Origin of the sequence: Allokutzneria albata (assembly GCF_900103775.1) — a bacterium.
Classification (GTDB): Bacteria; Actinomycetota; Actinomycetes; order Mycobacteriales; family Pseudonocardiaceae; genus Allokutzneria; species Allokutzneria albata.
In genome coordinates, this window is sequence record NZ_LT629701.1 from 7740329 (window position 1) to 7766006 (window position 25678).

Annotated in this window: 18 protein-coding genes, 1 tRNA gene and 1 riboswitch; of the genes, 13 read left to right on the forward strand and 6 right to left on the reverse strand. The window is 70.4% G+C overall.

All coding sequences use genetic code 11. From position 1 onward, the window contains the following. Window positions 1–217 precede the first annotated feature (217 nt). The gene (locus BLT28_RS35510) at window positions 218–1030 is read left to right on the forward strand and encodes a mechanosensitive ion channel family protein (protein ID WP_043812632.1); all 813 of its coding nucleotides are present in this window, start codon (window positions 218–220) and stop codon (window positions 1028–1030) included. Here the strand turns inward: BLT28_RS35510 and BLT28_RS35515 are convergent. The 4 genes from BLT28_RS35515 to BLT28_RS35530 all read right to left on the reverse strand — a co-directional run bounded on the left by BLT28_RS35515 (window position 1027) and on the right by BLT28_RS35530 (window position 5166). After that, a complete protein-coding gene (locus BLT28_RS35515) occupies window positions 1027–2031 on the reverse strand; it encodes an alpha-ketoacid dehydrogenase subunit beta (RefSeq protein WP_052407635.1) in 1005 nt (334 codons plus the stop codon). The two genes, BLT28_RS35510 and BLT28_RS35515, sit on opposite strands and share 4 nt — an antisense overlap. Further along, entirely contained in the window at window positions 2031–3062 is a 1032-nt protein-coding gene (locus BLT28_RS35520; RefSeq protein ID WP_052407636.1) for a thiamine pyrophosphate-dependent enzyme, read from the reverse strand. Before BLT28_RS35520 ends, BLT28_RS35515 begins: the two co-directional genes overlap by 1 nt. Before the next feature lie 198 nt (window positions 3063–3260). Further along, window positions 3261–4277, reverse strand: a complete 1017-nt coding sequence (locus BLT28_RS35525; protein ID WP_052407637.1) for an MEDS domain-containing protein — start codon at window positions 4275–4277, stop codon at window positions 3261–3263. Then, window positions 4270–5166: an MEDS domain-containing protein gene (locus BLT28_RS35530; RefSeq protein ID WP_052407638.1), complete on the reverse strand. Its 897-nt coding sequence runs from the start codon at window positions 5164–5166 to the stop codon at window positions 4270–4272. The genes BLT28_RS35525 and BLT28_RS35530 overlap by 8 nt, the downstream gene beginning before the upstream one ends. A gap of 599 nt (window positions 5167–5765) precedes the next feature. Between BLT28_RS35530 and BLT28_RS35535 the strand changes: the two genes are divergently transcribed. The 5 genes from BLT28_RS35535 (at window position 5766) to aceB (ending at window position 14288) form a co-directional block, all read left to right on the forward strand. Further along, on the forward strand, window positions 5766–7997 hold the full coding sequence (locus BLT28_RS35535; protein WP_081900499.1) for an ATP-binding protein: 2232 nt from the start codon (window positions 5766–5768) through the stop codon (window positions 7995–7997). Between the two features lie 86 nt (window positions 7998–8083). Continuing rightward, window positions 8084–10378, forward strand: coding sequence for an ATP-binding protein (locus tag BLT28_RS35540; protein ID WP_052407651.1), 2295 nt, complete (start codon window positions 8084–8086; stop codon window positions 10376–10378). A gap of 56 nt (window positions 10379–10434) precedes the next feature. Continuing rightward, window positions 10435–10577: riboswitch (FMN riboswitch) on the forward strand. An 81-nt stretch (window positions 10578–10658) separates the two neighbouring features. Further along, window positions 10659–11294 (forward strand): nicotinamide riboside transporter PnuC, encoded by a 636-nt coding sequence (gene pnuC, locus BLT28_RS35545; protein ID WP_030431136.1) that lies wholly within the window; start codon window positions 10659–10661, stop codon window positions 11292–11294. A 32-nt stretch (window positions 11295–11326) separates the two neighbouring features. Next, window positions 11327–12625: a M14 family metallopeptidase gene (locus tag BLT28_RS35550; protein ID WP_197683924.1), complete on the forward strand. Its 1299-nt coding sequence runs from the start codon at window positions 11327–11329 to the stop codon at window positions 12623–12625. Window positions 12626–12692: 67 nt separating this feature from the next. Further along, window positions 12693–14288 carry a malate synthase A gene (aceB, locus tag BLT28_RS35555; RefSeq protein WP_030431138.1) on the forward strand — a complete coding sequence of 532 codons (1596 nt, stop codon included), beginning with the start codon at window positions 12693–12695 and terminating at the stop codon, window positions 14286–14288. A 57-nt stretch (window positions 14289–14345) separates the two neighbouring features. Here aceB and aceE read toward each other — a convergent pair whose 3' ends face one another. Further along, window positions 14346–17117, reverse strand: coding sequence for a pyruvate dehydrogenase (acetyl-transferring), homodimeric type (gene aceE, locus BLT28_RS35560; RefSeq protein WP_030431139.1), 2772 nt, complete (start codon window positions 17115–17117; stop codon window positions 14346–14348). Window positions 17118–17401: 284 nt separating this feature from the next. Here aceE and BLT28_RS35565 point away from each other — a divergent pair, with 284 nt between their 5' ends. The 7 genes from BLT28_RS35565 (at window position 17402) to BLT28_RS35595 (ending at window position 24442) form a co-directional block, all read left to right on the forward strand. Further along, entirely contained in the window at window positions 17402–17833 is a 432-nt protein-coding gene (locus BLT28_RS35565; protein WP_030431140.1) for a DUF3052 domain-containing protein, read from the forward strand. Window positions 17834–17906: 73 nt separating this feature from the next. Further along, window positions 17907–18374, forward strand: coding sequence for a peroxiredoxin (locus BLT28_RS35570; protein WP_030431141.1), 468 nt, complete (start codon window positions 17907–17909; stop codon window positions 18372–18374). 52 nt (window positions 18375–18426) lie between these two features. Then, window positions 18427–18501 (forward strand) — tRNA-Val (locus BLT28_RS35575). A gap of 1058 nt (window positions 18502–19559) precedes the next feature. Then, entirely contained in the window at window positions 19560–21851 is a 2292-nt protein-coding gene (locus BLT28_RS35580) for an ATP-binding protein (RefSeq protein WP_052407652.1), read from the forward strand. Window positions 21852–21930: 79 nt separating this feature from the next. After that, window positions 21931–22977 (forward strand): saccharopine dehydrogenase family protein, encoded by a 1047-nt coding sequence (locus tag BLT28_RS35585; RefSeq protein WP_030431143.1) that lies wholly within the window; start codon window positions 21931–21933, stop codon window positions 22975–22977. Window positions 22978–23060: 83 nt separating this feature from the next. Next, the gene (locus BLT28_RS35590; protein WP_052407639.1) at window positions 23061–23750 is read left to right on the forward strand and encodes an ArsR/SmtB family transcription factor; all 690 of its coding nucleotides are present in this window, start codon (window positions 23061–23063) and stop codon (window positions 23748–23750) included. Next, a complete protein-coding gene (locus BLT28_RS35595) occupies window positions 23747–24442 on the forward strand; it encodes a haloacid dehalogenase type II (RefSeq protein WP_030431145.1) in 696 nt (231 codons plus the stop codon). The genes BLT28_RS35590 and BLT28_RS35595 overlap by 4 nt, the downstream gene beginning before the upstream one ends. Here the strand turns inward: BLT28_RS35595 and BLT28_RS35600 are convergent. Continuing rightward, window positions 24408–25556, reverse strand: a complete 1149-nt coding sequence (locus BLT28_RS35600) for a sensor histidine kinase (RefSeq protein WP_052407640.1) — start codon at window positions 25554–25556, stop codon at window positions 24408–24410. The two genes, BLT28_RS35595 and BLT28_RS35600, sit on opposite strands and share 35 nt — an antisense overlap. Between the last annotated feature and the right edge of the window lie 122 nt (window positions 25557–25678).

The following is a 25678-nucleotide window of genomic DNA, read 5'->3' on the forward strand; positions in this document are numbered from 1 at the left end:
CGACAGAGCCCGGAAACGCCGAGACCGCCCGGCGCACGCGCGCCGGGCGGTCTCGGGGTCCCCGGTCCCCACCGGTGTGTCCACTCTGGACGGAGCGGGGCGCGTGGGCCAGTGCTCTGACCCGATCGGGCTAATGTCGCCCGCTCTGGTTTGCCGGGGGCCGCCGCGGGAGCACCAGGTGCGAGGGGGGGACAACGCCACGATCCCTGGAGGAGCCATGGGAGACGAACTGCGCCGGGGTCTCGCCGACGCGTGGTCGATGATCGCCACCTTCCTGCCCAAGCTGCTGGGTTTCCTCCTGGTGCTGCTGGTCGGCTGGCTGATCGCCAAGGGACTGTCCAAAGTGGTCGGACTGGTGCTCGGAAGGGCCGGGTTCGGCAGGCTGGTGGAGAAGGCTGGGCTCGGTCACCTGCTGGCCCGGTCGCGGGTGGACGTCGGTGAGCTGATCGTCAAGCTCGTCTACTACTTCGTGCTGCTGATCGCGCTGCAGCTGGCCTTCGGCGCGTTCGGGCCGGGCAACTCGGTGAGCCTGCTGCTCAACGACGTGATCGCCTACCTGCCGCGGATCGTGGTGGCGATCGTGCTCGTGCTGGTGGCCGCGGCGATCGCGCGGGTGCTGCGCGACCTGCTCGCCACCGCGCTCGGCCCGCGCCCGTTCACCCGGCCGCTGAGCACGCTCGCCTACGCGTTCGTGCTGGCGCTCGGCGTGATCGCGGCGCTCAACCAGCTGGGCATCGCGACCACCGTGACGCTGCCCGTGCTGATCACCGTCCTGGCCACGGTCGGCGGCATCCTGGTCGTCGGTGTCGGCGGCGGCCTGATCCGGCCGATGCAGCAGCGGTGGGAGGGCTGGCTGGACCGGCTCCAGACCGAGGCGAGCACGCCGCGCACCAGCGCGGCCGTGCAGGACATGCCCACCCCGGCCGCGGGAACGCCGATGCCCGGCGCCGCGGGCGGTCCGGCCGCCGGTGGCACCATGCCGCCCGGTACGCCGCCCCCGTACGGCGACGAGCAGCCGCCGAAGGGCTAGGTCAGGTCCGGCGATCCGGGGAGCACGCGCAGCACCTGGTGGAGGGCGCGGAGAACGCGGTCCACGCTCGGCAGGTGGTACTTCTCCAGGTTCGGGGCGGGTGACGGGATGTCCCAGCCCGTCACCCGCAGCACCGGCGCTTTCAGCTCGTCGAAGCAGCGTTCGGCGATGCGGGCCGCGATCTCCGCGCCGACACCGTGAAAACCGTGCGACTCGTGCACGACGACGGCGCGGCCGGTGCGCTTGACGCTCTCGACGACCGTCGCGTCGTCGAACGGCGCGAGGGTCCGCAGGTCGATGACCTCGACGTCCTGTCCGCTCTCGCCGGCCGCCGCCACCTCGGCGGCGGCCACGGCGACGGGGACCGACGCCCCGCACGCGATCAGCGTCGCGGTGGTGCCGGGCCTGCGGACGGCAGCCCGGCCGAACGGCTGGGTCCTGACCGGGAGGGCGACGGCCTCGGTCTCCCAGTACAGGCGTTCCGGTTCGAGGAACACGACCGGGTCCGGTGAGTCGATCGCCTCGCGGAGCAGGGAGTACGCGTCGGCGACGTTCGCGGGTGCCACGGTGTGCAGACCAGGGACGTGGGCCCAGAAGGCCGACGAGGAGATGTCGTGCCTCGGTTCTTCGCCGACCCCGCCGCCGTAGGGAACGCGGAGAACGATCGGCAGGCCGACCCGGCCGCGCGTGCAGGTCCGCATCCGCGCCAGCTCGGCGAGCGTCTGCTCGACCGGGGGGTCCGCCCGTGTGCCGAGCCGCAGTTCGATCACCGGCCGGTAGCCGTACAGGGCCATGCCGACCGCCGCCGCCAGGTTCTCCGCCTCGGACGACTGGGTGTCGAAACCCCGCCACGGGCCGAACGTGCCCGAAAGCCCGGCGGTGACGTCGAAGGCCCGTTTGAACTGGCCGGCGCCCCGGCCGAACAGGATGACGCGGTCGCTCCTGCGCATCGCGTCGTGCAGCGCGGTGCTCAACGCCTGCGCCATCGTCGTCTCGGCCATCAGAGGTTCCCCGGCAGACCCTGTTCCGTCCGCAGCAGGGTCTGCTGTTCACGAAGCTGGGGAGTCGGCTCCGCGTAGACGTGGTCGAACAACTCCGCCGGATCGGGCTTCGGCTCGGCGCTCAGCCGGTCGCGCAGGTCGGCGGCCATGGCCTCGGCTTCCTCGGCGACCCGGCGCACCGCCTTGTCGTCGAGCACCCCGAACTCGCGCAGTTCGGCCTCCAGTCGCTCGACCGGGCTCCCTGCCCGCTCCTCGACCTCCACCCCGTCGCCGTCCCGGTCGGCCCCGCCATGGGACAGCACCCGGTACGGGAGCGCTTCGACGATCATCGGGGCGTGCTCGGCGCGGGCCCGCTCGGCGGCGGCGGTGACGGCGGCGAACACCCCGAGCACGTCGGTGCCGTCCACGAGGGGAGCCGAACCGTGGCGCGCGACCAACCCGCGCGGGAAGCTCAGGTCGAGGTTGTCCTGGTCCGCCGAGGCGTCCATCGCGAACCGGCTGTGCCGCCCGAAGTTGTGCTGCACGAAGATGACGACCGGAGCCGCCCACGTCATGGCGAAGTAGCACGCCTCGGAGAACTCGCGCTCGGTGATCGAGTCACCCCGGACGAACACCAGCGACACGATGTTGTCGTCGTCGAGGTGCGCGGCGTGCGTCAGCCCGACCGCGCGTTCTATCTGCGTCACGGCGGGTGCGCACTGGGGAGCGACGCGATGGGCGCAGGGGTCGTACCCGCAATGCCAGTCGCCCCAAGGCAGCGCCAGCGCCTCCAGCGGGTCGATTCCCCGCGCGATGAGCGCGATGTACTCGCGGTGCGTCGGGAACACCCAGTCCCTCGGGGCCAGCGCGAGTACCGCGCCGACCTGGCACGCCGCCGTCAGGTCCGACTGGGAGGCCGACGGTCCGCTGATCCCGGCCAGTTCCCTCGTCTGACGGTCGAGCCTGCGACCGATGACCATCCAGCGGTAGGCATCCAGCAGCACGTCGGGTTCCGGCTTCGGCTGCCGGTCGGCTGAGCGCAGAAGATCCATCGGGATTCCCCTTGTCCGAACGCCGGGCTGGGCTGCGATAGGAGGCCGGCCTCAGCGGTCCTGCCCGCAGGGAAGGCGGAGCCGCTGAGGCCGGTGTCGAGGGCCGCTCCCGTCGGTGCGGTGGAGCGGATGACGACGTGGACAAGTATCGGCGGGGGGTGAGTGGTCGCGAATCGCGAGATCTACGTATTCACATACCTAGTGCGTCCGCCGGAGCCCGGGGACCGGTGTGCCGGGGTTCACATCGGCCGGGTGCCCGACCAGGGGACGAGGGAAGTGCAGGCGCGCGACGGCGCCGAACTCACCGGACCGGATCTCCACGAACTCGCAGACGTGGCGGGTGAACCACAGCCCGTCGTCGGGCTGGGACCGCAGCAGCGAGGGGGGCCGGTAGCCGGGGAACGGGTCGGGGAGGTGACCGGCCGCGTTGAGGACCTCCAGCACGATCTCCCCTCGGTTCGCCCACATGCGCACGACGGCCCGGTCGCCGCCTCGGTCCGCGACGTACGCGACGGCCTCGCCGGCAGCGGCCGCGAACAGCACGGCCGGCTCACCGGCCACCCCGTGCAGCACCGCCTGCGTGGTGGCGAACCGGCGCACGCCGCCCAGGTCGCCCGCGAAGGGCAGCACAGCGGCGTCCGGGGGTGCGTCGGACAGCGGAGCGGTGTCGTCACAGGCCAGGAAGAAGGCCTCCGGGGCGAGGAACTCGGAACTGGGGACCCTCCCCCGGCTGGTCGCGAGCGCGGGGTGGGTCCGGCGTGCCCCTATGACGACCGCGGGGTCCAGCACGCGGGTGTCATAGGGGCACACGATCCACGCGGGCGAGGAGGCGAAGACGACGTTGAGCACCGACTCGTACCGCTGCAGGTCGATGACCTGGCGGTCCGTGCGCGAGGACCAGACCGGCTCGCCGATGACGCGGACGTGTCCGGCGGGCTCGGTCCACCGGGCGACATAGCGGTCGTAGGCGGACAGCGTGGCCAAGGGGGTGCCGTACCAGCTGTGGGCGTCGACGAACTCGACCCGGTCGGCCTCGGGGCCGAGTGCGCGGCCGATCAACTCGATGTTGGCGGGAGTGGTCACGGCCAGCACGGGCTCGCCCAGGCGCAACCCGTCCCTGACGAACGGCAGCGTCGTCGCCAGGAACTCCCCGGCCGAGCGGTAGACGCACGCCTCGTGCAGGAAAGCCGCGTCCGCGGTGCCTCGCTCACTCACAGGCCCTCTCTTTCCCCTCCGCCTCTTTCCCCTCCGACAAGAGCAGGGCGGGAAGCCGGTCCCAGCCGTAGATCCGCAGAATGGCGCTGATGATCGGTCCGGGGCAATGCAGGACGAAGCGTCGGCCGTCGTGCAGGCGCCTCGCGGTCTGCGCGAGCAGCCGGACGGCGGCGACGTCGGCGTAGTGCAGGTCGGCCAGGTCGAGGTGGATGTCGTCATCGCCGCGGAAGGTGGACTCCAACGCGGCGGACAGTTCCACGAGGTTCGACCTGTTGATCTCCCCGCTGAGGCGCAGTCCCCGCTGCCCGGGCAACGCGTCCGCGCGCAACAGGGGCTGCCTGCGCGCGGCCTCTTCCGCGGTCAGCGCGACCGGATGGGCCTGCCGCAGCGCGCCCAGGTGGTGCTCGGGGACCAGGTGCTGGTCGTACTGGCAGGTCAGCGTCAGCCCCGCCGGGTTGCCGTTGGCCAGCAACCGGGTGAACCGCTCTTCGTGTTGCAGCAAGCGTTCCCAGCCGAGGAGGTCGTCACGTGGCAAGTGCGTCCTCGTCACGCTGACGCGCAAGCCGGTGTACCCGGCGCGTGCCGCCACCGCCGATTCCCTGTCCAGCAGGTCCACGACGCTCTCGTCGCCGGGCGTCCCGTTCACCTCGCAGAAGCCGTTGCCCTGCCGGACGAGCAGTTGCCCGCGAGCTACCAGCGACTCGATCCCCTGGTGCGTGTCGCGAAGCCACGCGTGAACCACGTCCACCGGGACGTCGCCGGAGAGGTAGATGATTCTCTCGCCCTGCTCCAGCGCGGCGAGGAGGTTGATCGTGAGCAGTGTCCGGTACTCGTCCTCGTCGCGGTATGAAAGGCACAGGTGGCGGCTCGCTGTCCAGGGTCTGCCCATTGCGGCTCTCTCATCCGGGATGCACAGGGAGCAGCGTACTCCTGGCGGTCTGCGCGGGACCGGTGTAAGTGCTTTCCCTTTGGCGTTCGCCACTCGTGCGGTGCCCGGCGCATCCCGTCTATCCACAGTGGACGGTCTGGATTCCGGTGGACGACGGTGCCCCGCCGCTGGAGCGTCACGAGCCACACGACTGTGACGAGCTTCAGCGGGGCCGGCGGCCCGTCGAGTTCGAGCACCGGTCCGGCAAGTTCCCCGGCGATGTCGTCGATCAGCAGGTCCGGCAACCGCATGTGAGCCAGCCGACTCCGTTTCCCCTTGCTTCCCATGACCTCTCCTCGCGGCCGGGGACAGCGGCCTGTGCGGCAGGCTCGCGCGCCGACGATCGGCGTGACGAGAGGAGAACTACGTAACCACCTACCGAATCCCGCGCTCGCGTTGGTACCTCCGGGGGACCGCGCCGCGCTCGCGTTGACCGCCTGCGGTGCCGAACCTAGAGTGCGCGCGTGACCGGCACGGGCTCAGCGCGTCCGATGGGGAATTGTCCCTACGACACAACGAGTTTCATCGGCCGTGAGCACGATGTCCTTGCGATCAAACAATTGCTGTCCCAGGCCCGGCTGGTGACGCTCACCGGTGTGGGAGGGGTCGGCAAGACGCGACTGGCGTTGCGGACGGCCGGGACCCTGCGCCGCGCGTTCGCCGATGGCGTGTGGCTGGTCGAGCTCGCGGAGCTGCGTGATCCCGCGCTGGTGGCGCACATGGTGCTCGAATCGCTCGGCGTGCGCGATGACACGGGGCGGTGCCAGACGGACGTGCTGACCGACTACCTGCGGAACCGGCAGTTGCTCGTGGTGCTGGACAACTGCGAGCACCTCGTGGACGCCTGCGCAGGGCTGGCGGAGACCTTGCTGCCTGCCGCACCGGGCTTGCGCCTGCTCACGACCAGCCGGGAACGACTGGGGGTCGGTGGTGAGCACCTCTGGCCGGTGTCCCCGCTGCCGTTGCCGGACCTGCGACGACCGTTGTCGCCCTGCGCTGTGCGGAAGTACCCGGCGCTGGCGTTGTTCACCGAACGCGCCGTCGCCGTGAAGCCGGATTTCGCGGTGACCGAGGACAACCGGGCGCAGGTCGCGCGGGTGTGCCACCTGGTGGAGGGCATTCCCCTGGGCATCGAGCTGGCGGCGGCCCGGTTGCGGGTGCTGCAGCTGAAGCACCTGCTGGCCGGCTTGGAAGACAGTTGCCGTTTGCTGGCAGGGGGAAAGCGCGCGGACCGCCACCGGACGATGCTGGCCGCCGTCGAGTGGAGCTTCGCGCTGTGCACCCTGGAGGAACAGCTCCTGTGGGCACGGGTGTCCGTGTTCACCGGGGGGTTCGACGTCCCCGCCGCCGAGCGCGTCTGCTCCGGAGACGGGTTGGCCGCCGAGGAGGTCCTGGATCTCCTCGGCGGACTGCTGGAGAAGTCGGTGCTGATCCGCGAGCGGCACGGCGACCGGGCGCGGTTCCGGCTGCTGGAACCACTGCGGCAGTACGGCCGGGACAAGCTGCGTGACCTCGGGGTGGAGACGGTGCTGCGTCGCAGGCACCGGGATCACTACCTCGACCTGGCCGAACAGAGCGAGAAGAAGTGGTTCGGCCCCAACCAGGTCGACGTGTGCCTCAACACCCAGCTCGAGTACGCCAACCTTCGCGCCGCGCTGGAGTTCTGCTTCGCGTCACCGGCCGAGGCCCGGCTCGGTTCGCGGCTCGCCGGAACGCTCTGGTTCTACTGGGCGGGCTGCGGAGCCCTGAGGGAGGGCCGGCACTGGCTCGACCGGGCGCTCGTCCTCGACCCCGGCCCCAGCCGGGAGCGCGCCAGAGTGTTGTGGGTCAACGGTCACGTCTCCACCTTGCAGGGGGACCTCGCGGCGGCCGTGTCCATGCTGGAGGAGTGCCGCGCCTACGCCAGGCAGGTGGCGGACGACGTAGCGCTCGCGTACTCCACGCACAGGCTGGGCTGCAACGCCCTCGTCGGCGACGACCTGCGCAGGGCGCAGGCGTTGTTCGAGGAGGCGCGGGCGCGGTATCTGGACCTCGGCGAGCTGAACAGCAACGTGCTGCTCGCCGAGATCGAGTTGTCCCTGGTGGCGGTCTTCCAGGGGGATCTCGCCCGTGCGGCGGCTCACTGCGAACAGGCCCGCACCCTCGGTGCGGAGCACGGTGAGCAGTGGGCGTGCGCCTTCGTCACCTACGTGCTGGCTGTGATGGCGTTGAGCCGTGGTGACGTCGGCAAGGCGATCGCACACGGGAAGGACTGCCTGCGGGTCCACGGAACGTTCCACGACCTGCTGGGGATCGCACTGGCCATCGAGGTGTTGGCGTGGAGCGAGGCCGCGCGGAGCGACCCGGCCCGCGCGGCCACCCTGCTCGGTGCCGCCAACCAGGTCTGGCGCTCGGTCGGGTATCCCATGTTCGGGTCGAGATACTTCGGTGCGCCGCATAAAGAATGCGAGGCGCGAGTCCGTCAGGAACTCGGCGACCACCTGTTCCGCTCGGCATTCCAGCACGGTATGGAGTTCAGCCTGCCCGAGGCGATCTCCTACGCGCTGGACGAGCGGCGAGAACCCGCGCCGCCCGACGCGGCCAGGCCGGGAACCGAGCGACAGCCACCGTTGACCAGCAGAGAACTGCAGGTCGCGCAACTGATCGCCGATGGCTTGTCGGACAAGGAGATCGCCGCGAGGCTGGTCATCGCCCGGCGCACGGCGGAAGGTCACGCAGGCCGCATCCTGCTGAAGCTGGGGTTCACCTCACGCGCTCAGATCGCCGCGTGGATCGGGGCGCAACGGCGGTGAAGTCGCTCTTGTGTCGTAGCCGAGGATCGCGCGTATTCTGCGGCGCCGTGGTCGTGCGTCGCCGAACGGGAAACCTGCCGGCGGAGGTGAGCAGCCTCGTCGGGCGCAAGCGCGAGGCTTCCGAGGTGAAGCGGTTGCTCTCCGCCGCCCGGTTGGTGACGCTGATCGGACCGGGCGGGGTCGGCAAGACCCGCTTGGCGATCCGCGTGGCCACGGGCTCGCGGCAGGGGTTCCAGGACGGGGCGTGGCTGGTGGAGCTGGCCGCGTTGGAGGATCCGGCACTGCTGGTCCAGACGGTCGCGAACGCACTGGGGATCAGGGATCATTCGGCGCGTTCACCGATGGCCGCGCTCACCGACCACCTCGTCGACAAGCAGATGCTGCTGGTGCTGGACAACTGCGAGCACCTGCTCGACGCGTGCGCGCGCCTGGCGGGTGAGCTGCTCACCGCCTCCGCCGGGCTGAGGATCCTGGCCACGAGCCGGCACGTGCTGGCGGTGCCCGGCGAGCACGTGCTGCCCGTGCTGCCGTTGGCAGTGCCCTCCCCGGACCAGCCGCTGTCCTCCGCCGACGCCGAGCAGTACGACGCGGTGCGCCTGTTCGTGGAGCGAGCGACGGCAGTGCTGCCGGACTTCAAGGTCACCGATGACAACTACCCCGTCCTGGCCGGAATCTGCCACCTGCTCGACGGCATCCCGCTGGCCATCGAGCTGGCCGCCGGGCGATTGCCGGTGCTGGCCGAGAAGGAGATCCTGGACCGGCTCGGCGACCGCTTCCACCTGCTCACCGGCGGCAGACGGGTCGCGGAGACGCGCCACCAGACGCTGCAGGCGACGATCGACTGGAGTTTCGACCTGTGCGCGCCCGAGGAACAGGCGCTGTGGACCAGGTTGTCGGTGTTCTCCGGCGGCTGTGACCTCGACGCGGCGGAGGCCGTGTGCGCGGGCCGGGGCATCGCGCGGGAGAACGTGCTCGACCTGATGGCCGAGTTGGTCGACAAGTCCTTGCTGATCAAGGAGGAGCACGACGGCCGGACGTACTACCGGATGCTGCACAGCATCCGCGACTACGGCCGGACCCGGCTGCCGGTCCAGGATGGGACGGTGATGCGTCGCCGTCACCGGGACTACTACCACCGCATGGCCGCGCTGGCCGATGCGGACTGGCTCGGCCCACGCCAGTCCAGCTGGTGCGAGCGCCTGCGCGCCGAACACGCGAACCTGCGCGCCGCACTGGATTTCTGCCTCGCCGAACCAGGCGAGAAGCACGTCGGTCTCGTCATGGTGACCCTGCTGGGCAGCTACTGGGTCACGTGCGGCTTCCTCAGTGAGGGACACCGCTGGGTCGAGCTGTTCCTCGCGCTCGCGGACGAGCCGACACCGCTGCGGGCCAAGGCGCTCTGGATCGCCGGGTGGATAAGGCAGGTGCGGGGCGACCACTTCGCGGCGCGAGTGGCGTTGGACGAGTGCCACGCGCTGGCCGAGCAGCTCGGTTACCGGTCGGCCCAGGCGTACGCGGTGCACTACTCCGCCCACACGGCGATGTCGGAGGGAGACCACGCTCGCGCCCTGGTGCTCTACGAGGACGCCCTTGCGCGGCACCGCGCGCTGAACGACGAGGTCGGCGTCATCACCCTCCTCTACAAGCTCGCGTTCTGCTACTGCCTCCGCGGCGACACCGTGCACGGCGACATCGACCACGCGATCGCCCTGTGCGCGGAATGCCTGCGCAGGAGCGAGGCGTGCGGGGAGATCTGGTGCCGCAGCTATGCGCTCTACGTGTACGGCCTCGGCCTGTGGAAGCAGGGCGACCACCACGGTGCCGCCGAGATGGGGCGCAGCTGCATCCGGTTGAAGGAGGCGCTCACGGACACCCCGGGCGTGGGCCTGGCCCTGGAACTGCTCGCGTGGATCGCCGCGGCGGAAGGCCATCACGAACGAGCCGCCTGCCAGCTGGGCGCTGCCCAGCGGATCTGGCAGACGATCGGCGGCTCGCTCAACGGGATCGAGCAACTGCGCGCCCACCACGACGAGACCGAAACGGCGGTGCGGGAAGCACTCGGTGCGACGGCGTTCCACGCCGCACTGCGGAAGGGGATGGAGTTCACCTTCGCCCAAGCGGTGGGCTACGCGCTCGGCGAGGACGCCGAGGCGGAGCCGTCCGCACCGCACCTGGCACGACGGACCGCGCAGGCGCTGCTCAGCCGTAGGGAACTGCAGGTGGCCCAACTCGTCGCCCGCGGCATGAGCAACAAGGACATCGCGGAGGAACTGGTGATCTCCCGCAGGACCGTCGAAGCCCACGTCCAGCGCATCCTCACCAAACTGGACTGCACCTCACGGGCCCGGATCGCCGCCTGGATCGCCGAACAACGGACGTAGTCGCCCACGGAATACCGCGGGTAGGCCAGACTGTTGGACCGAGACAGGAAGAAGTCGTGCGCTACCGGGGTCGGTGGAAGTCCGAACCGGCGGTGACGGGGTCAGGCCCCGAAGCCCGCGACCCGCTGGCAGCCAGTCAGCGGTTGACCTGGTGAGAGTCCAGGGCCGACGGTGAAAGTCCGGATGGTAGGCAGCGCACGCGCGTGTTGACGGTGCGCGCTGCCCGCGTGCCGTCCGCCGCGTTGTGCCGCCCCGGAATCGCAGGGGAGAGGAGAACGCGGTGGACGTGCTGGTCACAGAGGGCCTCACACTGTTCGGGCAGAAGATCTCCTACGCGGAACTGGTCGGTCAGCTGTGCGCGCTCGCGGTGGTGTTCCTCGCCCAGCGCCGCACGCTCTGGACCTGGCCTGTGCAGGTCGGCGCGACCGTGCTGCTGTTCGCCGTCTACGTCTCCGCGGAGCTCGGCGGCCTGGCGACCCGCCAGGTGGTCATCTTCGTGATCTCGCTCTACGGCTGGTGGGCCTGGTCGCGGAGGAAGGACCCGGTGTTCGGGGTCGTGGTGCGCAAGGCGACCGGGCTCGAACGGCTCGCGCTGGTCGGCGCGATGGTGGTGGGCACCGTCGCGTTCGCGCTCACCCTCGACGCGCTGGACGCGTCGTGGGCGCCGTGGCCGGACGCGTGGATCTTCGTCGGCACGGTGGTCGCGTTCGCCGCGCAGGGCCGTGGGCTGGTGGAGTTCTGGTTGGTGTGGTTGGCCGTCGACGCCGTCGGAGTGCCGTTGCAGATGGCTTCGGGCCTGTACTTCTCCGCCGCGGTCTACGTGGTCTTCGCGGTCCTGGTGGTGCGCGGCCTGGTCGATTGGCTGCGAACGGCTGACCGCCACCGGAGCGCCGACACTGCGCTGAACGGTTCTTGACCTGCTCGAACCCCCGGGTGAGAGTCCAGTTCGTGACTTCTCGCCGGATGACCGTCCTGGCCGCGCTCGTCGTCGGCCTCGGCGCTTCGTTGACCGTGCCCGCCGCCGCGGCCCCGCCCACCTTGAAGACGCCGTTCGAGGCGTCCAACGGGGCGGCGTGGACGACCTTGCCCGAAGAAGCCGCCTTCCTCGGGAAGGTCGCGGCGGGCTCGCGTCGCGTCAAGATCGACCAGATCGGCTCGACCGTGCAGGGCCGTCCGATCCAGCTCGTGCAGATCGCCGAGCCGGGCCCGCGCCCCGCGCCCGCGGTGGCGGCGGGCTCGGTCGTGCTGTTCATCTGCTCGCAGCACGGCGACGAGCCCGCCGGACGCGAGGGCTGCCTCAGCCGCATCCGTGACCTGGCGTTCTCGCGCGACGCGGAGACCGTCCGGATGTTGCGCAGCACCACGGTGCTGTTCGTGCCGACCGCCAACCCCGACGGTCGCGTCGCGGACACGCGGGGCAACGCCAACGGTGTCGACATCAACCGCGACCACATCGCGCTGGCGACCCTGGAGGCGCGGGCGATGGCGAAGGTCTTCAAGGACTACAAGCCCGACATCGTCCACGACCTGCACGAATACGGGACGACTCCGCCTTACTACACCAAGGACGTGACGTGGTTGTGGCCGCGCAACCTCAACGTCGCCGACCGGGTGCACGACGAGTCGGAGAAGCTGTCGCGGGACTACGCCAGGGTCGCGGTGGAGAGCGCCGGGCACACGAGCGGTGTCTACGGCATCTGGACCGACCCGAACACCGGTGAGCCGATCAAGCAGACCGCCGGAGACGGTCAGGAACGCATTCTGCGCAACACCTCGGGGCTCAAGCACGCGGTGGGCATGCTGCTCGAATCGGCCGTGGACCCCAAGAACGACGCCGAGAAGGCGGATCCGGCCCTCAACGCGCGCCGACGGGTGCACTCGCACCTGGTTTCCGTCGACGGCACGCTGAAGATGGCGCGCGAACGCCGGGCGCAGATCGAGCTGGCCACCACCCTCAGCCGCAACCTGGAGCCTTTCAAGAGCAAGCCGATCTACTTCGGTGGCGCGGACAACCAGGCGCCCGAGCCGGACGAGGTGCTGAGCACGCCGCCGTGCGGGTACCGGCTCACGACGCCGCAGTTCCAGCACGTGCGGCAGACCCTGGAGCTGCACGACGTGCACAGCTGGCCCGTGGGTGACGGGCGGTTCGTGCCACTGGCGCAACAGGCCCGGGGGCTCATTCCCTTGCTGCTGGACGCGAAAGGCCAGTACGAGATCACTGCGGCCGAGCGCGTCGGCACCTGCTGATGTTCTTGTACCGCAACGGTCATCGCGCCGTGTTTCCGGGTGCGGTGGATGCGGGCATCATGAGGACATGGCTGACATTCAGGTCTTAGGCCCTCCGGTCGAGCGCGCTGAGGAGATCCTCACCCCGCAGGCGCTCGCCTTCGTCGCCGACCTGAACCGCCGGTTCCGGCCGATCCGGGACCGCCTGCTCGCCCGGCGGGCCGAGCGGCGCGCGGAGATCGGCCGGACCGGCCGCCTGGACTTCCCCGCCGAGACGGCGTCGCTGCGCGCCGCGGCGTGGAAGGTCGCCCCGGCGCCCGCCGACCTGGTCGACCGCCGGGTCGAGATCACCGGGCCGACCGAGCGGAAGATGACCATCAACGCGCTCAACTCCGGCGCGCGGGTGTGGCTGGCCGACCTGGAGGATGCGAACACCCCGCACTGGGAGAACGTGGTCTCCGGGCAGGTCAACCTGGTCGACGCGGTGCGCAGGAAGATCAGCTACACCGCGCCGGGCGGCAAGGAGTACCGGCTGCGCGGCGACCGCGTCCCGCTGCCCGCCATCGTGGTGCGCCCGCGCGGCTGGCACCTCGACGAGCCGCACGTGCTCGTGGACGGGCAGCCCGCGGTCGGCGCGCTGGTGGACTTCGGCCTGTACTTCTTCCACAACGCGCACGAGCTGCTGCGGCGGGACAGCGGGCCGTACTTCTACCTGCCGAAGATGGAGAACCACTACGAGGCCCGGCTGTGGAACCAGGTCTTCGCGCACGCGCAGGAGTCGCTGGGCATCGCGCACGGGACCATCCGGGCGACCGTGCTGATCGAGACGATCACGGCCGCGTTCGAGATGGAGGAGATCCTCTACGAGCTGCGCGAGCACGCGTCCGGGCTGAACGCGGGCCGGTGGGACTACCTGTTCAGCGTGATCAAGAACTTCCGGGACGCGGGGGAGGAGTTCGTGCTGCCCGACCGCGCGTCGGTCGGCATGACCGCCCCGTTCATGAGCGCCTACGCGGAGCTGCTGGTCGCCACGTGCCACCGCAGGGGCGCGCACGCCATCGGGGGCATGGCCGCGTTCATCCCGAACCGCAGGGACTCCGAGGTCACCTCGCGGGCGCTGGCCAAGGTCCGCGAGGACAAGCAGCGCGAGGCCGCCCTGGGCTACGACGGCTCCTGGGTCGCTCACCCCGACCTCGTGCCGGTGTGCCGCGAGGTGTTCGACCCGGTGCTCGGCGAGGAGCCCAACCAGCTGGCGAAGCGACCCCGGCTGCGCGCCGACGCCGCGCGGCTGCTGGACGTGGCCGCCACGCCGGGCCAGATCACCGAGGCGGGCGTGCGCACCAACCTCAGCGTCGGAGTGCGTTATGTGGCCTCCTGGCTGCGCGGAACGGGCGCCGCGGCCATCGACAACCTGATGGAGGACGCGGCGACGGCGGAGATCTCGCGATCGCAGCTGTGGCAGTGGCTGCGCTACTCCGTGCGCCTCGCCGACGGCCGGCGCGTGACGCCCGACCTGATCCACTCGCTGCTGGCGGAGCTGCGCGCGTCCCTGCGCACCGAGCTGGGCGACCAGGCCTACGTCGCGCAGCGCTACGCCGAGGCCGAGGAGCTGTTCGCCCGCCTGGTGCTCGACGCCGACTTCGCCGACTTCCTCACCATCCCCGCCCAGGCCCTGATTCCCTGACCGGGCGACGAAAAGGCGCCCCACCGCGAGGGTGGGGCGCCTTTGCCGCGCTGACCGTCAGGCGACGCCGGAGTCCGAGGTCTGCGGACCGGCTGCCTGGACGTCGTCGATGCGGTACTTGCGCGCCGCCTCGACCACCTTCGACTGCTCCACCTCGCCGCGCCGAGCCAGAGCGGCCAGCGTGGCGACCACGATCGACTCCGCGTCGACCAGGAAGTGGCGGCGGGCCGCCGGGCGGGTGTCGGAGAACCCGAAACCGTCGGTGCCCAGGGTGACCATCTCGCCGGGCACGTACGGCCGGATCAGGTCCGGGACCGCGCGCATCCAGTCCGACACCGCCACGACGGGGCCGGGCGCGTCCGCGAGCACGCGGCTCACGTACGGCACGCGCGGCGGCACGTCCGGCTGCAGCAGGTTCTGCTTGTCGACCTCCACCGCCTCGCGGCGCAGCTCCGACCAGGAGGTCGCCGACCAGACGTCGGCCTGCACGCCCCACTCCTCGGCGAGCAGCTCCTGCGCCTTGAGCGCCCACGGCATCGCCACACCGGAGGTGAGCACCTGCGCCCGCGGGCCCTCGCCACCGGGCGCGGAGCGGAACTTGTAGAGGCCCTTGAGCAGGCCCTCCACGTCCAGGTCCGCTGGCTCGGCCGGCTGCACGTACGGCTCGTTGTAGATCGTCAGGTAGTACATGACCGACTCGGCGTTCTCGCCGTACATCCGGCGGAGACCGTCCTTGACGATGTGCGCCACCTCGAACGACCACGCCGGGTCGTAGGCCACCACCGCGGGGTTGGTGTGCGCCAGCATGATCGAGTGGCCGTCGTTGTGCTGCAGGCCCTCACCGGTCAGCGTGGTGCGGCCCGCGGTGGCGCCGAGCACGAAACCGCGCGCCATCTGGTCGGCGGCGGCCCAGAACGCGTCACCGGTCCGCTGGAACCCGAACATCGAGTAGAAGATGTAGACCGGGATCATCGGCTCGCCGTGCGTGGCGTAGGAGGTGCCCGCCGCGGTGAACGACGCGACCGAACCGGCCTCGTTGATGCCCTCGTGCAGGATCTGGCCCTGCTCGCTCTCCTTGTAGGACAGCATCAGCTTGGCGTCGACCGAGGTGTAGAGCTGGCCGTTCGGGTTGTAGATCTTCTGCGTGGGGAACATCGAGTCCACGCCGAAGGTCCGCGCCTCGTCCGGGATGATCGGCACCAGCCTCGGCCCGATCTCCGGGTCCTTGGCCAGGTCCTTGAGCAGCCGGACGAACGCCATCGTGGTGGCGACCTCCTGCTTGCCCGACCCGCGCTTGAGCACGTCGTAGACCTTGTCGCCGGGCAGCACCAGCGGGGTGCTCTTGACCCGCCGCTCCGGTGCGAAACCGCCGAGCTGGCGGCGCCGCTCCAGCAGGTACTGGATCTCCGGAGCGTCGTTGCCGGGGTGGTAGTACGGCGGCAGGTACGGGTCGCGCTCCAGCTCCTCGTCGGTGATCGGGATGCGCTGGAGGTCGCGGAAGAGCTTGAGGTCGTTGAGCTTCTTCATCTGGTGCGTGGCGTTGCGCGCCTCGAACTGCGGGCCGAGCCCGTAGCCCTTGATCGTCTTCGCCAGGATCACCGTGGGCTGGCCGTTGCTCTCGGTGGCCGCCTTGTAGGCCGCGTAGACCTTGCGGTAGTCGTGGCCGCCGCGCTTGAGGTTCCAGATCTCCTCGTCGGTCAGCGGCTGCACCAGCTCCTTGGTCCGCGGGTCGCGGCCGAAGAAGTGCTCACGCACGTAGGCGCCGTCGTTGGCCTTGTAGGTCTGGTAGTCGCCGTCGGGGGTGCTGTTCATCAGGTTGACCAGCGCGCCCTGCTTGTCGGCGTGCAGCAGCGCGTCCCACTCGCGGCCCCAGATTACCTTGATGACGTTCCAGCCCGCGCCGCGGAAGAACGACTCCAGCTCCTGGATGATCTTGCCGTTGCCGCGCACCGGACCGTCGAGCCGCTGCAGGTTGCAGTTGATCACGAAGGTCAGGTTGTCCAGGCCCTCGGCCGCGGCGACGTGCACCAGGCCGCGCGACTCCGGCTCGTCCATCTCGCCGTCGCCGAGGAAGGCCCACACCCGCTGCTGCGAGGTGTCCTTAATGCCGCGGTTGTGCAGGTAGCGGTTGAACCGAGCCTGGTAGATGGCGTTCATCGGGCCGAGGCCCATGGACACCGTCGGGAACTCCCAGAAGTCCTGCATCAGCCGGGGGTGCGGGTAGGACGGCAGCCCGCGCCCCGCCCCGCCGTGGGAGAACTCCTGGCGGAAGCCGTCCAGCTGCTCCGCGGAGAGCCTGCCCTCCAGGAACGCCCTGGCGTAGATGCCGGGGGAGGCGTGGCCCTGGATGAAGACCTGGTCGCCGCCGCCGGGGTGATCCTTGCCACGGAAGAACCAGTTGAAGCCGACCTCGTAGAGGGCGGCCGAGGAGCCGTAGGTGGAAATGTGCCCGCCGACACCCACTCCGGGGCGCTGCGCGCGGTGCACCATGATCGCGGCGTTCCAGCGGATCCACGCCCGGTAGCGGCGTTCGGTCTCCTCGTCGCCGGGGAACCACGGCTCGCGCTCGGTGGGGATGGTGTTGACGTAGTCGGTGCTGGTGAGCGACGGGATGCCGACGTGGCTCTCCCTCGCCCGCTCCAGCAGACGCAGCATCAGGTACCGCGCACGCTGCTGACCTGCGCCTTCGAGGACTGAGTCGAAGGACTCAAGCCATTCGGCGGTCTCCTCCGGGTCGATGTCCGGGAGGTGGGCGGCCAGTCCGTCGCGGATGACGCGCACCCGCTCCGGGGCGCCCACGCCGGAAGTGCCGGTGTTGTGCGGGGCCAAGGGTTCTCCTCGCCTGCTGCTCGTGGTGTTCACTCGATCCTGGTGGTTGCTCGCCCATCCTCCCCCACGCTCGCGTGTGCGCGCACGCGTGGGAGTGCTACTCATCGGTAACTGTCAATCAACCGATCGAGGCATGCCTGTGCGGAACCGTTACGGCGTGTCCCGGTGTGGGCGGTTGCGGAACCGGGCATCTCCAGTGTTCGCTAACCGCGACCGATTTCACATCGAGGAGCGGCGGTCCACCAGGGGTCGCCGCCTCGGCGTAGTTGGAGGAGTGAGAAGCCGTGGTCGCCGCGGAAGACGCCGGCAAGGTCGGCGTCGCCGAGAAGCTCGGGATCGAACCGAGCGCTGTCGTCCAGGAACTCGGCTGGGACGAGGACGTCGATGACGACCTCCGTGCCGAGGTCGAGGAGCGTTGCGGGAGCGAGCTGCTCGACGAGGACGCGCAGGAGGTGATCGACGTCGTGCTGATGTGGTGGCGAGAGGACGACGGCGACCTCACCGACGATCTGGTCGACGCGATGAGCCCACTGGCCGACGACGGAGTGATCTGGCTGCTCACACCGAAGCAGGGCCGTCCCGGTCACGTCGAGCCCGCCGACATCGCCGAGGCGGCGCAGACGGCCGGCCTGTCCCAGACCTCGAACATCAGCGCGGCCGAGGACTGGCTGGGCACCCGCCTGGTCACCTCGCGCTCGGCCAAGTCCAAGCGCTGAGACGGATCTCGCCCAGGGGCTAGGCTGCACGCAGCACGAGAGCGCGCAGCCTAGACCCTGGAGAGTGCCCGAGATGTCGCTTGAGGTCGGTAACGAGGCCCCGGACTTCACGCTGCCCGACGTGAACAAGGAGCAGGTCACCCTGTCCTCGTTCCGCGGTCGGAAGAACGTCCTGCTCGTCTTCTACCCGTTCGCGTTCAGCGGGATCTGCACCGGTGAGCTGTGCCAGGTGCGCGACGAGCTCGCCGACTACCAGAACGACGACGTGCAGGTCCTCGGAGTGTCCGTGGACACCCCGTTCTCGCTGAAGGCGTGGGCGGAGAAGGAGGGCTACACCTTCCCGCTGCTGTCGGACTTCTGGCCGCACGGCGAGGTCGCCAAGGCCTACGGCGTGTTCAACGACGGCGCCGGGTTCGCCCTCCGCGGCACCTTCCTCATCGACAAGCAGGGCGTCGTCCGCTTCGCCGAGGTCAACGCGCCCGGCGAGGCCCGTGACCAGTCCGGCTGGAAGCAGGCGGTGAAGGCGGTCGTCACCGCCTAGGCCCACCCAGTACTCTCGCTCGCGGCGGCCGGGTTCCGGTCGTCGTGGGCAGGGGCGCATAGCTCAGTGGGAGAGCACTCGCCTTACAAGCGAGGGGTCGCAGGTTCGAAACCTGCTGCGCCCACCACCAGCGGAAACGCTGAAAAACTGGACAGCGCGGGCGACACCCTTCCTCATCTGTGCGGGAAGCGAGCCCGGACCGGCGTGCGCGAGCAGCGTGAGCAGCGACCCGCGATTCAGCCATGAGCAGTACTGTCCACACAGGACTGTCTATGTAGGGCACTGCGATGTTCGTCCCTGAAGCAGCGGAACGCTCCCGGCGAACACCCGGTCATGCGGTAAGCGTCCGGGAGTTGACGATTTGCTCCAGAAGTCTCCGGGGAAGCCCCGTGTGGACGTTCTGCAAAAAGGCGAGAGAAATCCTTCTTCGTCTCGGGAGTCCTTGCCCGCGGTGTACGGGCGCCGCTACCGGCCACTATCCAGCACGTCTTCGGTAGTGGTGCGCAGAACGCGACGATCTGACACGTCAGCGCCCGCAAGTCGTGATTCCGCTTCGTGAAAGACCGGGGCAGGTAGCCCTCGATCCGCCTGGCCGTACCCGAGAGCGAAATGACGTGGCAGAACAGCTTCCTTCACTACGGCGTGGTCCGTATGCCGATCAGGTGGCGCTCCTGACTCATGAGTGGGATGCGAACCTCGCTATTCGACCGGAAGCGGACAAACGAACATGAGCGCTTCACGCTCGCGGATATCTTGATGTAGCAAGCGATATGTCGGCTCGGAACTCGTTCAACAGCAGTGGCACCCAGGCCGTGTGCGCCACGCACTCACCGATCCTGACCACCGTGCCGGGGTGGGCATCGTCGAACCTCTCCGCCGTTCCTCAATTATGGGAATTAGGCGCAGTGCTGTACCGCATTTTCCCTGGAGAGCGCAGCGTTGGCTTGCCCACATGCGGGTTCTTCCGGTGTTGCCGGGGTGGTTGCCGAGCAATGGCACCGATCCGGTAGTCCGTCTGGCGGTGCCGCTCGACTGGTCCGTCCGTGCGGTGTCGGTGAGCGCACCGCACTGCCGGCGTTCACGGGGGTACGTTCCGCATCGCGGTGCGCGTGACTGCAGCGGGTACTCGGGTGAGGGATCGTGGCCAGGCATGCGGGTGTGTTGCCGGTTGAGGTGTCCAGTTTCGTGGATCGCCGCCGGGAGCGGAGCGAGCTGAAGCGGCTGTTGACGACCTGTCGGCTGGTGACGGTCACCGGGGTCGGTGGGGTGGGCAAGACCCGGATCGCGCTGCGGGTGGTCGCCGAGGTGCGCCGCAGTGTCCCCGACGGGGTGTGGTGGGTGGAGCTGTCGGCACTGCGGGACGCGGAGCTGGTGCCCTATGCGGTGGCCGAGGTGCTCGGGGTGCAGGACGATGCGACGCCGCGGCCCATGGAACAGGTCTTGGCCGATCACCTCGCGCGCCGGGAACTGCTGCTGGTGCTGGACACCTGCGAGCACCTGATCGGGGCCTGCGCCCGGCTGGTCGAGCGGTTGTTGCGGGCGGCCCCGGGGCTGCGGGTGCTGGCGACCAGCAGGCAGGCGCTGGGCGCCGCGGAGGAGCGGGTGTACCCGATGTCGTCGCTGACGGTGGAACCCCTGCGGGAGTGGTCCGGCGTCAGCGACGGGGTGGAGTTGTTCGTCGAGCGGGCCCAAGCGGCGCACCGGGGGTTCGCACTGACCGAGGACAACCGGGAGGCGGTGACCCGGTTGTGCGGGCGACTGGAGGGCATTCCGCTGGCGATCGAGCTGGCGGCGGTGCGGGTGCGGGCGTTGTCAGTGCACGAGATCCTGGACCGCCTCGACGACCGGTTCGCCCTGCTGGCCGGCCGGGCGCGGGGCGGGGTGGCCCACCGGCACGAGACGTTGCAGGCCGCCATCGACTGGAGTTTCGAGCTGTGCTCGCCCGCGGAGCGGGTGCTGTGGGCGCGGGTGTCGGTCTTCGCGGGCAGCTTCGACCTCGCCGCGGTCGCCGAGGTGTGCGCCGATGACCGGCTGCCCGCCGGTGAGCTGCCCGCGGTGGTGGCCGGGTTGGTGGACAAGTCGGTCCTGCTCCGTGACGAACACCACGACGGAGTCCGGTGCAGGCTGCTGGACACCATCCGCGACTACGGCCAGGAACGCCTGGAACAGACCGGTGAACGCGCGGTGCTGCTGCGGCGGCACCGCGACTACTACCTGCGCATGGGCAAGCGGTTCGAGGCCGACTGGTGCGGTCCGCGACAGCCGGCATGGCGCGCGCGGCTCACCAGCGAGCACGCCAACCTGCGGGCGGCCCTGGACTTCTGCCTCGGCGACCGGGCAGAACACCAGGTCGGACTGGAACTGGCCAGCGCGCTGTGGTTCTACTGGATCGCGTGCGGGTTCGTCCGGGAAGGCCGGCACTACCTCGACCGCGCGCTGGCACTGAACCCCGAGCCGAGTCCGGCCAGGACCACCGGGCTGTGCGTGCGCGTCTGGCTGGCCGTGGCCCAGAGCGACTTCGCCGCGGCGTCCGCTCTGCTCGACCAGTGCCGGTCCCAGGCCCAGCAGCAGGGCGAGCCCATCACCGCCGCCGCCGAAGGGTGGTTCGCCTACCTCGCCGGGATAGTGGAGATGCTCTCCGGCAACCAGCCCCGGGCCGTGGTGCTGGGCCAGCGATCTTCCGACCTGCACCGGCACGGCGGTGACCTCGGCATGGGACTGATCTGTGCCCTCACCCTGCAGGCGATGTCGCTGGCCTTGGCGGCCGAGTTCGACCGCGCGGTGGCGGTGGCCGAGCAGTGCCGGGCGTTGTGCGACCAGCACGGCGAACAGTGGATGCGCTCCTACGCCGACTACATCCACTCCTTGGCGGCCCTCGGCCGTGGCGAGCACGCCACGGCGGTGGCCCACGCGCGCGACGCAGTGCGGGTCAAACGCGTGCTCGGCGACCGCATCGGGCTCGCGATGACCCTGGACCAGCTGGCCGTGGCCACCGCGACCCGGCGTCAGGCCGAGCGCGCCGCCCGCCTGCTCGGCATCGCGCACCAGGTCTGGCAGACCTTCGGCCTGCCGCAGCTGGGCTCCCCCGATCTGCTCGCCGCGCGCCGGGGCTGCGAACGGCTGGCCCGCACCGCCCTCGGGGACACCGCCTACCAGGCGGCCTTCGACGCCGGCCGGGCACTCGACCCGGAGGCCGCCCTCGCCTACGCCGTCGACGAAAGCCCACCACAACCACGACCGGAGCCGTCCCCCGACGCGACCGGTTGGGCGCCGCTGACCCGACGCGAACGCCAGGTCGCCGAACTCGTCGGTGACGGGCAGACCAACCGGGAGATCGCCGCCCGCCTGGGCATCGCCAAACGCACCGTCGACGCCCACGTCGAACACATCCTCGCCAAACTCGGCCTCGACTCCCGTACCCAGATCACCGCCAGGACCACCGGGCGAGACCCCGCCGACCCGCGGGCCGACCACTGATCTCCCCGGCGAGTTCCCCGTGGTGGGAGGGGCTGCCGCGCTCCTGGCGCATTGCCGGGCAGAGCGGCATTCTTGGCGCATGACGTGGATGCTGTACGGCGCCAACGGTTACACCGGTCGGCTGGTCGCGAAGCTGGCCGTGGAGCGCGGTGAACAACCGACGCTGGCGGGCCGGTCGCGGGAGCGCGTCGCCCCGCTGGCCGCGGAGCTGGACCTGCCGTACCGGATCTTCGACCTCGCCGACGGGGAGGCGACGCGGGCGGCGTTGAGCCAGGTCGACACGGTGGCGCACTGCGCAGGGCCGTTCTCCGCGACCGCCGTGCCGATGGTGGAGGCGTGCGTGGACGCGCGCACGAACTACCTCGACGTCACGGGCGAGATCGCGGTCTTCGAGGACGTCTTCGCCTACCACGAGGACGCGGCCGACGCGGGGATCGTGCTGTTGCCGGGCAGTGGGTTCGACGTGGTGCCGACCGACTGCCTCGCGGCGTTGCTGGCGGCGGAACTCCCCGGGGCGCGGCGGCTGGAGCTGGCGCTGTCGATCAGCGGCGGGGCGAGCCCCGGCACGCTCAAGTCGGTGATCGCCTCCGCCGGGCGGGGCACGTTCGTGCGCACGGCCGAGGGGCTGCGGCGGATTCGGTCGGGGCACAACGTCGAGGTGCCCTTCCCGTCCGGGACCGCCTCGGCTGTTCCGATCCCCTGGGGCGACCTGGTGACGGCGCACCGCTCGACCGGGATCGAGGAGATCGGCACCTACGTGCGCATGCCGAAAATGCCTGCGCTGGCCCAGGATCTGGGTACGGCGCTGATGAAACTGCCTGCGGCGCAACAGGTCGCGACCGCGCTCGTGGAGCGGTTCGTGTCGGGTCCGTCGGAGAAGGTGTTGCAGCGCAGTCGTTCCGAGCTGTGGGGCAGGGTCACCGGAGCCGACGGCGAGACGGTCTCGGCGACGCTGACCGGCCCCGGGCCGTATCCCATGACGGCCGACGCGGTGGTGCGGGCGGTGCACCGGCTGGAGTCGGGGATCGTGCGACCGGGGGCGCACACGCCGTCCTCCGCGTTCGGCGCGGACTTCGTACGGGAGCTGGACGGGGTCCAGGTGAGCGTCGCGCCCAGCTTCCTGTGATGGTCGCAGGAGACGGTTCAACCGCGCTTGAACCGTCTCGTGCCTAGTCTCGGGGTGTCCCGATGACGTGAAAGGCGCTGCGCATGCCCGGTGATGCCGACCTCGCACGGATCGCCTCCTTGCTGGCGGACCGCCACCGGGCCGCGATGCTGCTCGTCCTGCTCGGTGGACGCCCGCAGTCCGCGTCCGGGCTCGCCGACGCCGCGAAGATCTCCAGGTCGTTGGCCAGCGTGCATCTGCGCAAGCTGGTCGACGGCGGCCTGCTCGTCGTCGAGCCGGTTGGGCGACAGCGCCTGTACCGCCTGGCGACCGCGGTCGCGGACGCGATCGAAGGTCTGCTGCTGCTTGCGCCACCGAGCGCGGTGAACTCCTTCCGCGCCGCGCGGAACGGGGACAACCTCCGCCGTGCTCGCATGTGCTACGACCACCTGGCGGGCACCGTCGGCGTCTTGATGAGCGAAACCCTTGTGGCGCGCGGGTTTCTGGTGGAGACCGAACGCGGCTACCGGGTGACCGGCGTCGGCGGAGCTGCCCTGGCCGAGATCGGCGTCGAGCTCGAATCCCTGGAGCGACGCGCGCGTCCGCTGGCCCGGCGCTGCATGGACTGGAGCGAGCGGCGCAACCACGTCGCGGGCAGCCTGGGCGCGGCGCTGGCTTCACGGTTCCTCGCGTTGCGGTGGCTGCGGCAGCACGAGGCGAGCCGGGCGGTCAGCCTGACCCGGGACGGCCGCAGGGGGCTGAACGAGTGGATCGGACTGGAGGTCACGGGATGACCAAGCGGTACTCGGTGCTGGCGTTCGACATCTTCGGCACCACAGTGGACTGGTTCAGCGGCGTCAGCGCGGAGGTGGGACCGGAGCTGGCGGACGCCTGGCGCGAGCGGTACCTGCCGCTGCTGCGACGGGTGAACAGCGGGGATCGCGAGTGGGCCAACCTCGACGTGCTCCACCGTGAAGCCCTGGACGAACTCCTTGCGGCACAAGGGGTCGAGGCTGACGAAGCGGCGCGCCGCCGGATGGTGCTCGCGTGGCACCGGTTGCCTGCCTGGGACGATGTGGTCGACGGGCTCTCGCGGTTGCGGGAGCACTACGTGTTGGCGGCGCTGTCCAACGGCGGGTTCGCGTTGCTGACCACGTTGATCGAGTCGGCCGGCCTGCCCTTCGACTGCATCCTGTCGGCGGAGCTCTTCCAGGCGTACAAACCAGATCCGCGGCCGTACCGGGCCACCGCCGAACTGCTCGGTGTGCACCCGGAGGAGACGCTGATGGTGGCAGCGCACGCCTGGGACATCGACGGTGCTCGCGCGGCGGGACTGGGGACTGCCTTCGTGGAGCGCCCGCGGGAGAAGGGACCGCATCGGGTGGCTGACCGGGCGGCGGACACCGTCTCGGACATCTCCGTCGCGAACTTCGGTGAGCTCGCCGATCTGCTCATTCCGCGGCAGGCGGCGGGGACTCACGGGTGACGGGCACCCGGGCGCTCATCAGCCAGCCGCCGCCCTCGCGCGGCCCCGCCGAGAACGAGCCACCGAACACCGCGACCCGCTCGCGCATCCCGACCAGGCCGTGGCCGCTGCTCGCCTGGCGAGGCACGAGGTCCTTTCCCCCGGTGTCGGACACGACGATCTCGGCGCCGCAGTCGCTGAGCCGGACCTCCACGCGCACCGCGGCGCAGCCGTCGGCGTGCTTCATCGTGTTCGTCAGCGCTTCCTGGACGATGCGGTACACCGCGACCTGAGCGCTCGCGGGCATGTCGTCCGGGTGGCCCTCCAGCGTGTAGGTCACCGGTAGGCCCGCGGTCCTGGTCTTCTCCACCAGTTCGCCGAGCGCCTCGATCCCGGGCTGGGGGAACTGGTCGTCCTGCTGGTGCTCCGCGCGCAGAACGCCGAGGACCCGGCGGAGCTCGCCGAGCGCGCCGCGGCCCGTGCTGGACACCGCCTCCATCGCCCCGAGCGCCTTCTGCGGGTCGGCGCGCGCCACGGTGGTCGCCCCGTCGGCGAGGGAGATCATCACGCCGAGGCTGTGCGCGACGATGTCGTGGATCTCCCTCGCGATGCGGGTCCGCTCCGCCGCCACGGCCAGCTCGGCCTGGCGGGCCTCGCGCTCCCGCATGGACGCCCGATAAGCGCGCTGGTTGCGCAGCGTCAGGCCGATCAGCCCGGCCATCGTGGCCATGCCGACCGGCGGGATGCCGAGGAAGCGCGGGACGACGACACCGAACAGCGACTGCACGAGGATGCCGACGACGACCACCGCGGTGGCGATGTGCGCCTCACGGGAGGGGCGGCGCAGCATGACGCTGCAGTAGGCGAAGTACACCGCCAGCTCGCCGACGACGCTGACGCCCAGCGCCCACTGGGTGCCGACCACCGCGGTGGTGACCGCGAAGACCGTCACCGGCGCCCGGCGCCACCACAGCAGCGGCAGCACGAGGACGAACTGGAAGAACCACGGCAGCACGGCCCCGCCGTACTTCGCCGCCGTCATCGGCACGCCGAGCGCGGTGAGCAACGCGGGCGCGAGGAGATCCAGGACGAGTGGGTGGCGCGCGACGAACTGACGCGCGCGGTTCGCGAGCACCGTGGCCTCCCTGTGCCGGTTCCCCCGACGTACGTGTTACCAGAAGATCATTTCAGGGGGTCCGGTACGGGGTGGCGGCCCTGGTGGTGGCGAACATGAGAGCTGGTCGGGTCTTCGGCGCG

What these genes read in the sequence shown, in the direction of transcription:
- BLT28_RS35510 (WP_043812632.1), top strand. Translation starts at nt 218, where the DNA reads ATGGGAGACGAACTGCGCCGGGGTCTCGCCGACGCGTGGTCGATGATC.
- BLT28_RS35515 (WP_052407635.1), bottom strand. Translation starts at nt 2,031, where the DNA reads ATGGCCGAGACGACGATGGCGCAGGCGTTGAGCACCGCGCTGCACGAC.
- BLT28_RS35520 (WP_052407636.1), bottom strand. Translation starts at nt 3,062, where the DNA reads ATGGATCTTCTGCGCTCAGCCGACCGGCAGCCGAAGCCGGAACCCGAC.
- BLT28_RS35530 (WP_052407638.1), bottom strand. Translation starts at nt 5,166, where the DNA reads ATGGGCAGACCCTGGACAGCGAGCCGCCACCTGTGCCTTTCATACCGC.
- aceB (WP_030431138.1), top strand. Translation starts at nt 12,693, where the DNA reads ATGGCTGACATTCAGGTCTTAGGCCCTCCGGTCGAGCGCGCTGAGGAG.
- BLT28_RS35570 (WP_030431141.1), top strand. Translation starts at nt 17,907, where the DNA reads ATGTCGCTTGAGGTCGGTAACGAGGCCCCGGACTTCACGCTGCCCGAC.
- BLT28_RS35585 (WP_030431143.1), top strand. Translation starts at nt 21,931, where the DNA reads ATGACGTGGATGCTGTACGGCGCCAACGGTTACACCGGTCGGCTGGTC.
- BLT28_RS35590 (WP_052407639.1), top strand. Translation starts at nt 23,061, where the DNA reads ATGCCCGGTGATGCCGACCTCGCACGGATCGCCTCCTTGCTGGCGGAC.
- BLT28_RS35595 (WP_030431145.1), top strand. Translation starts at nt 23,747, where the DNA reads ATGACCAAGCGGTACTCGGTGCTGGCGTTCGACATCTTCGGCACCACA.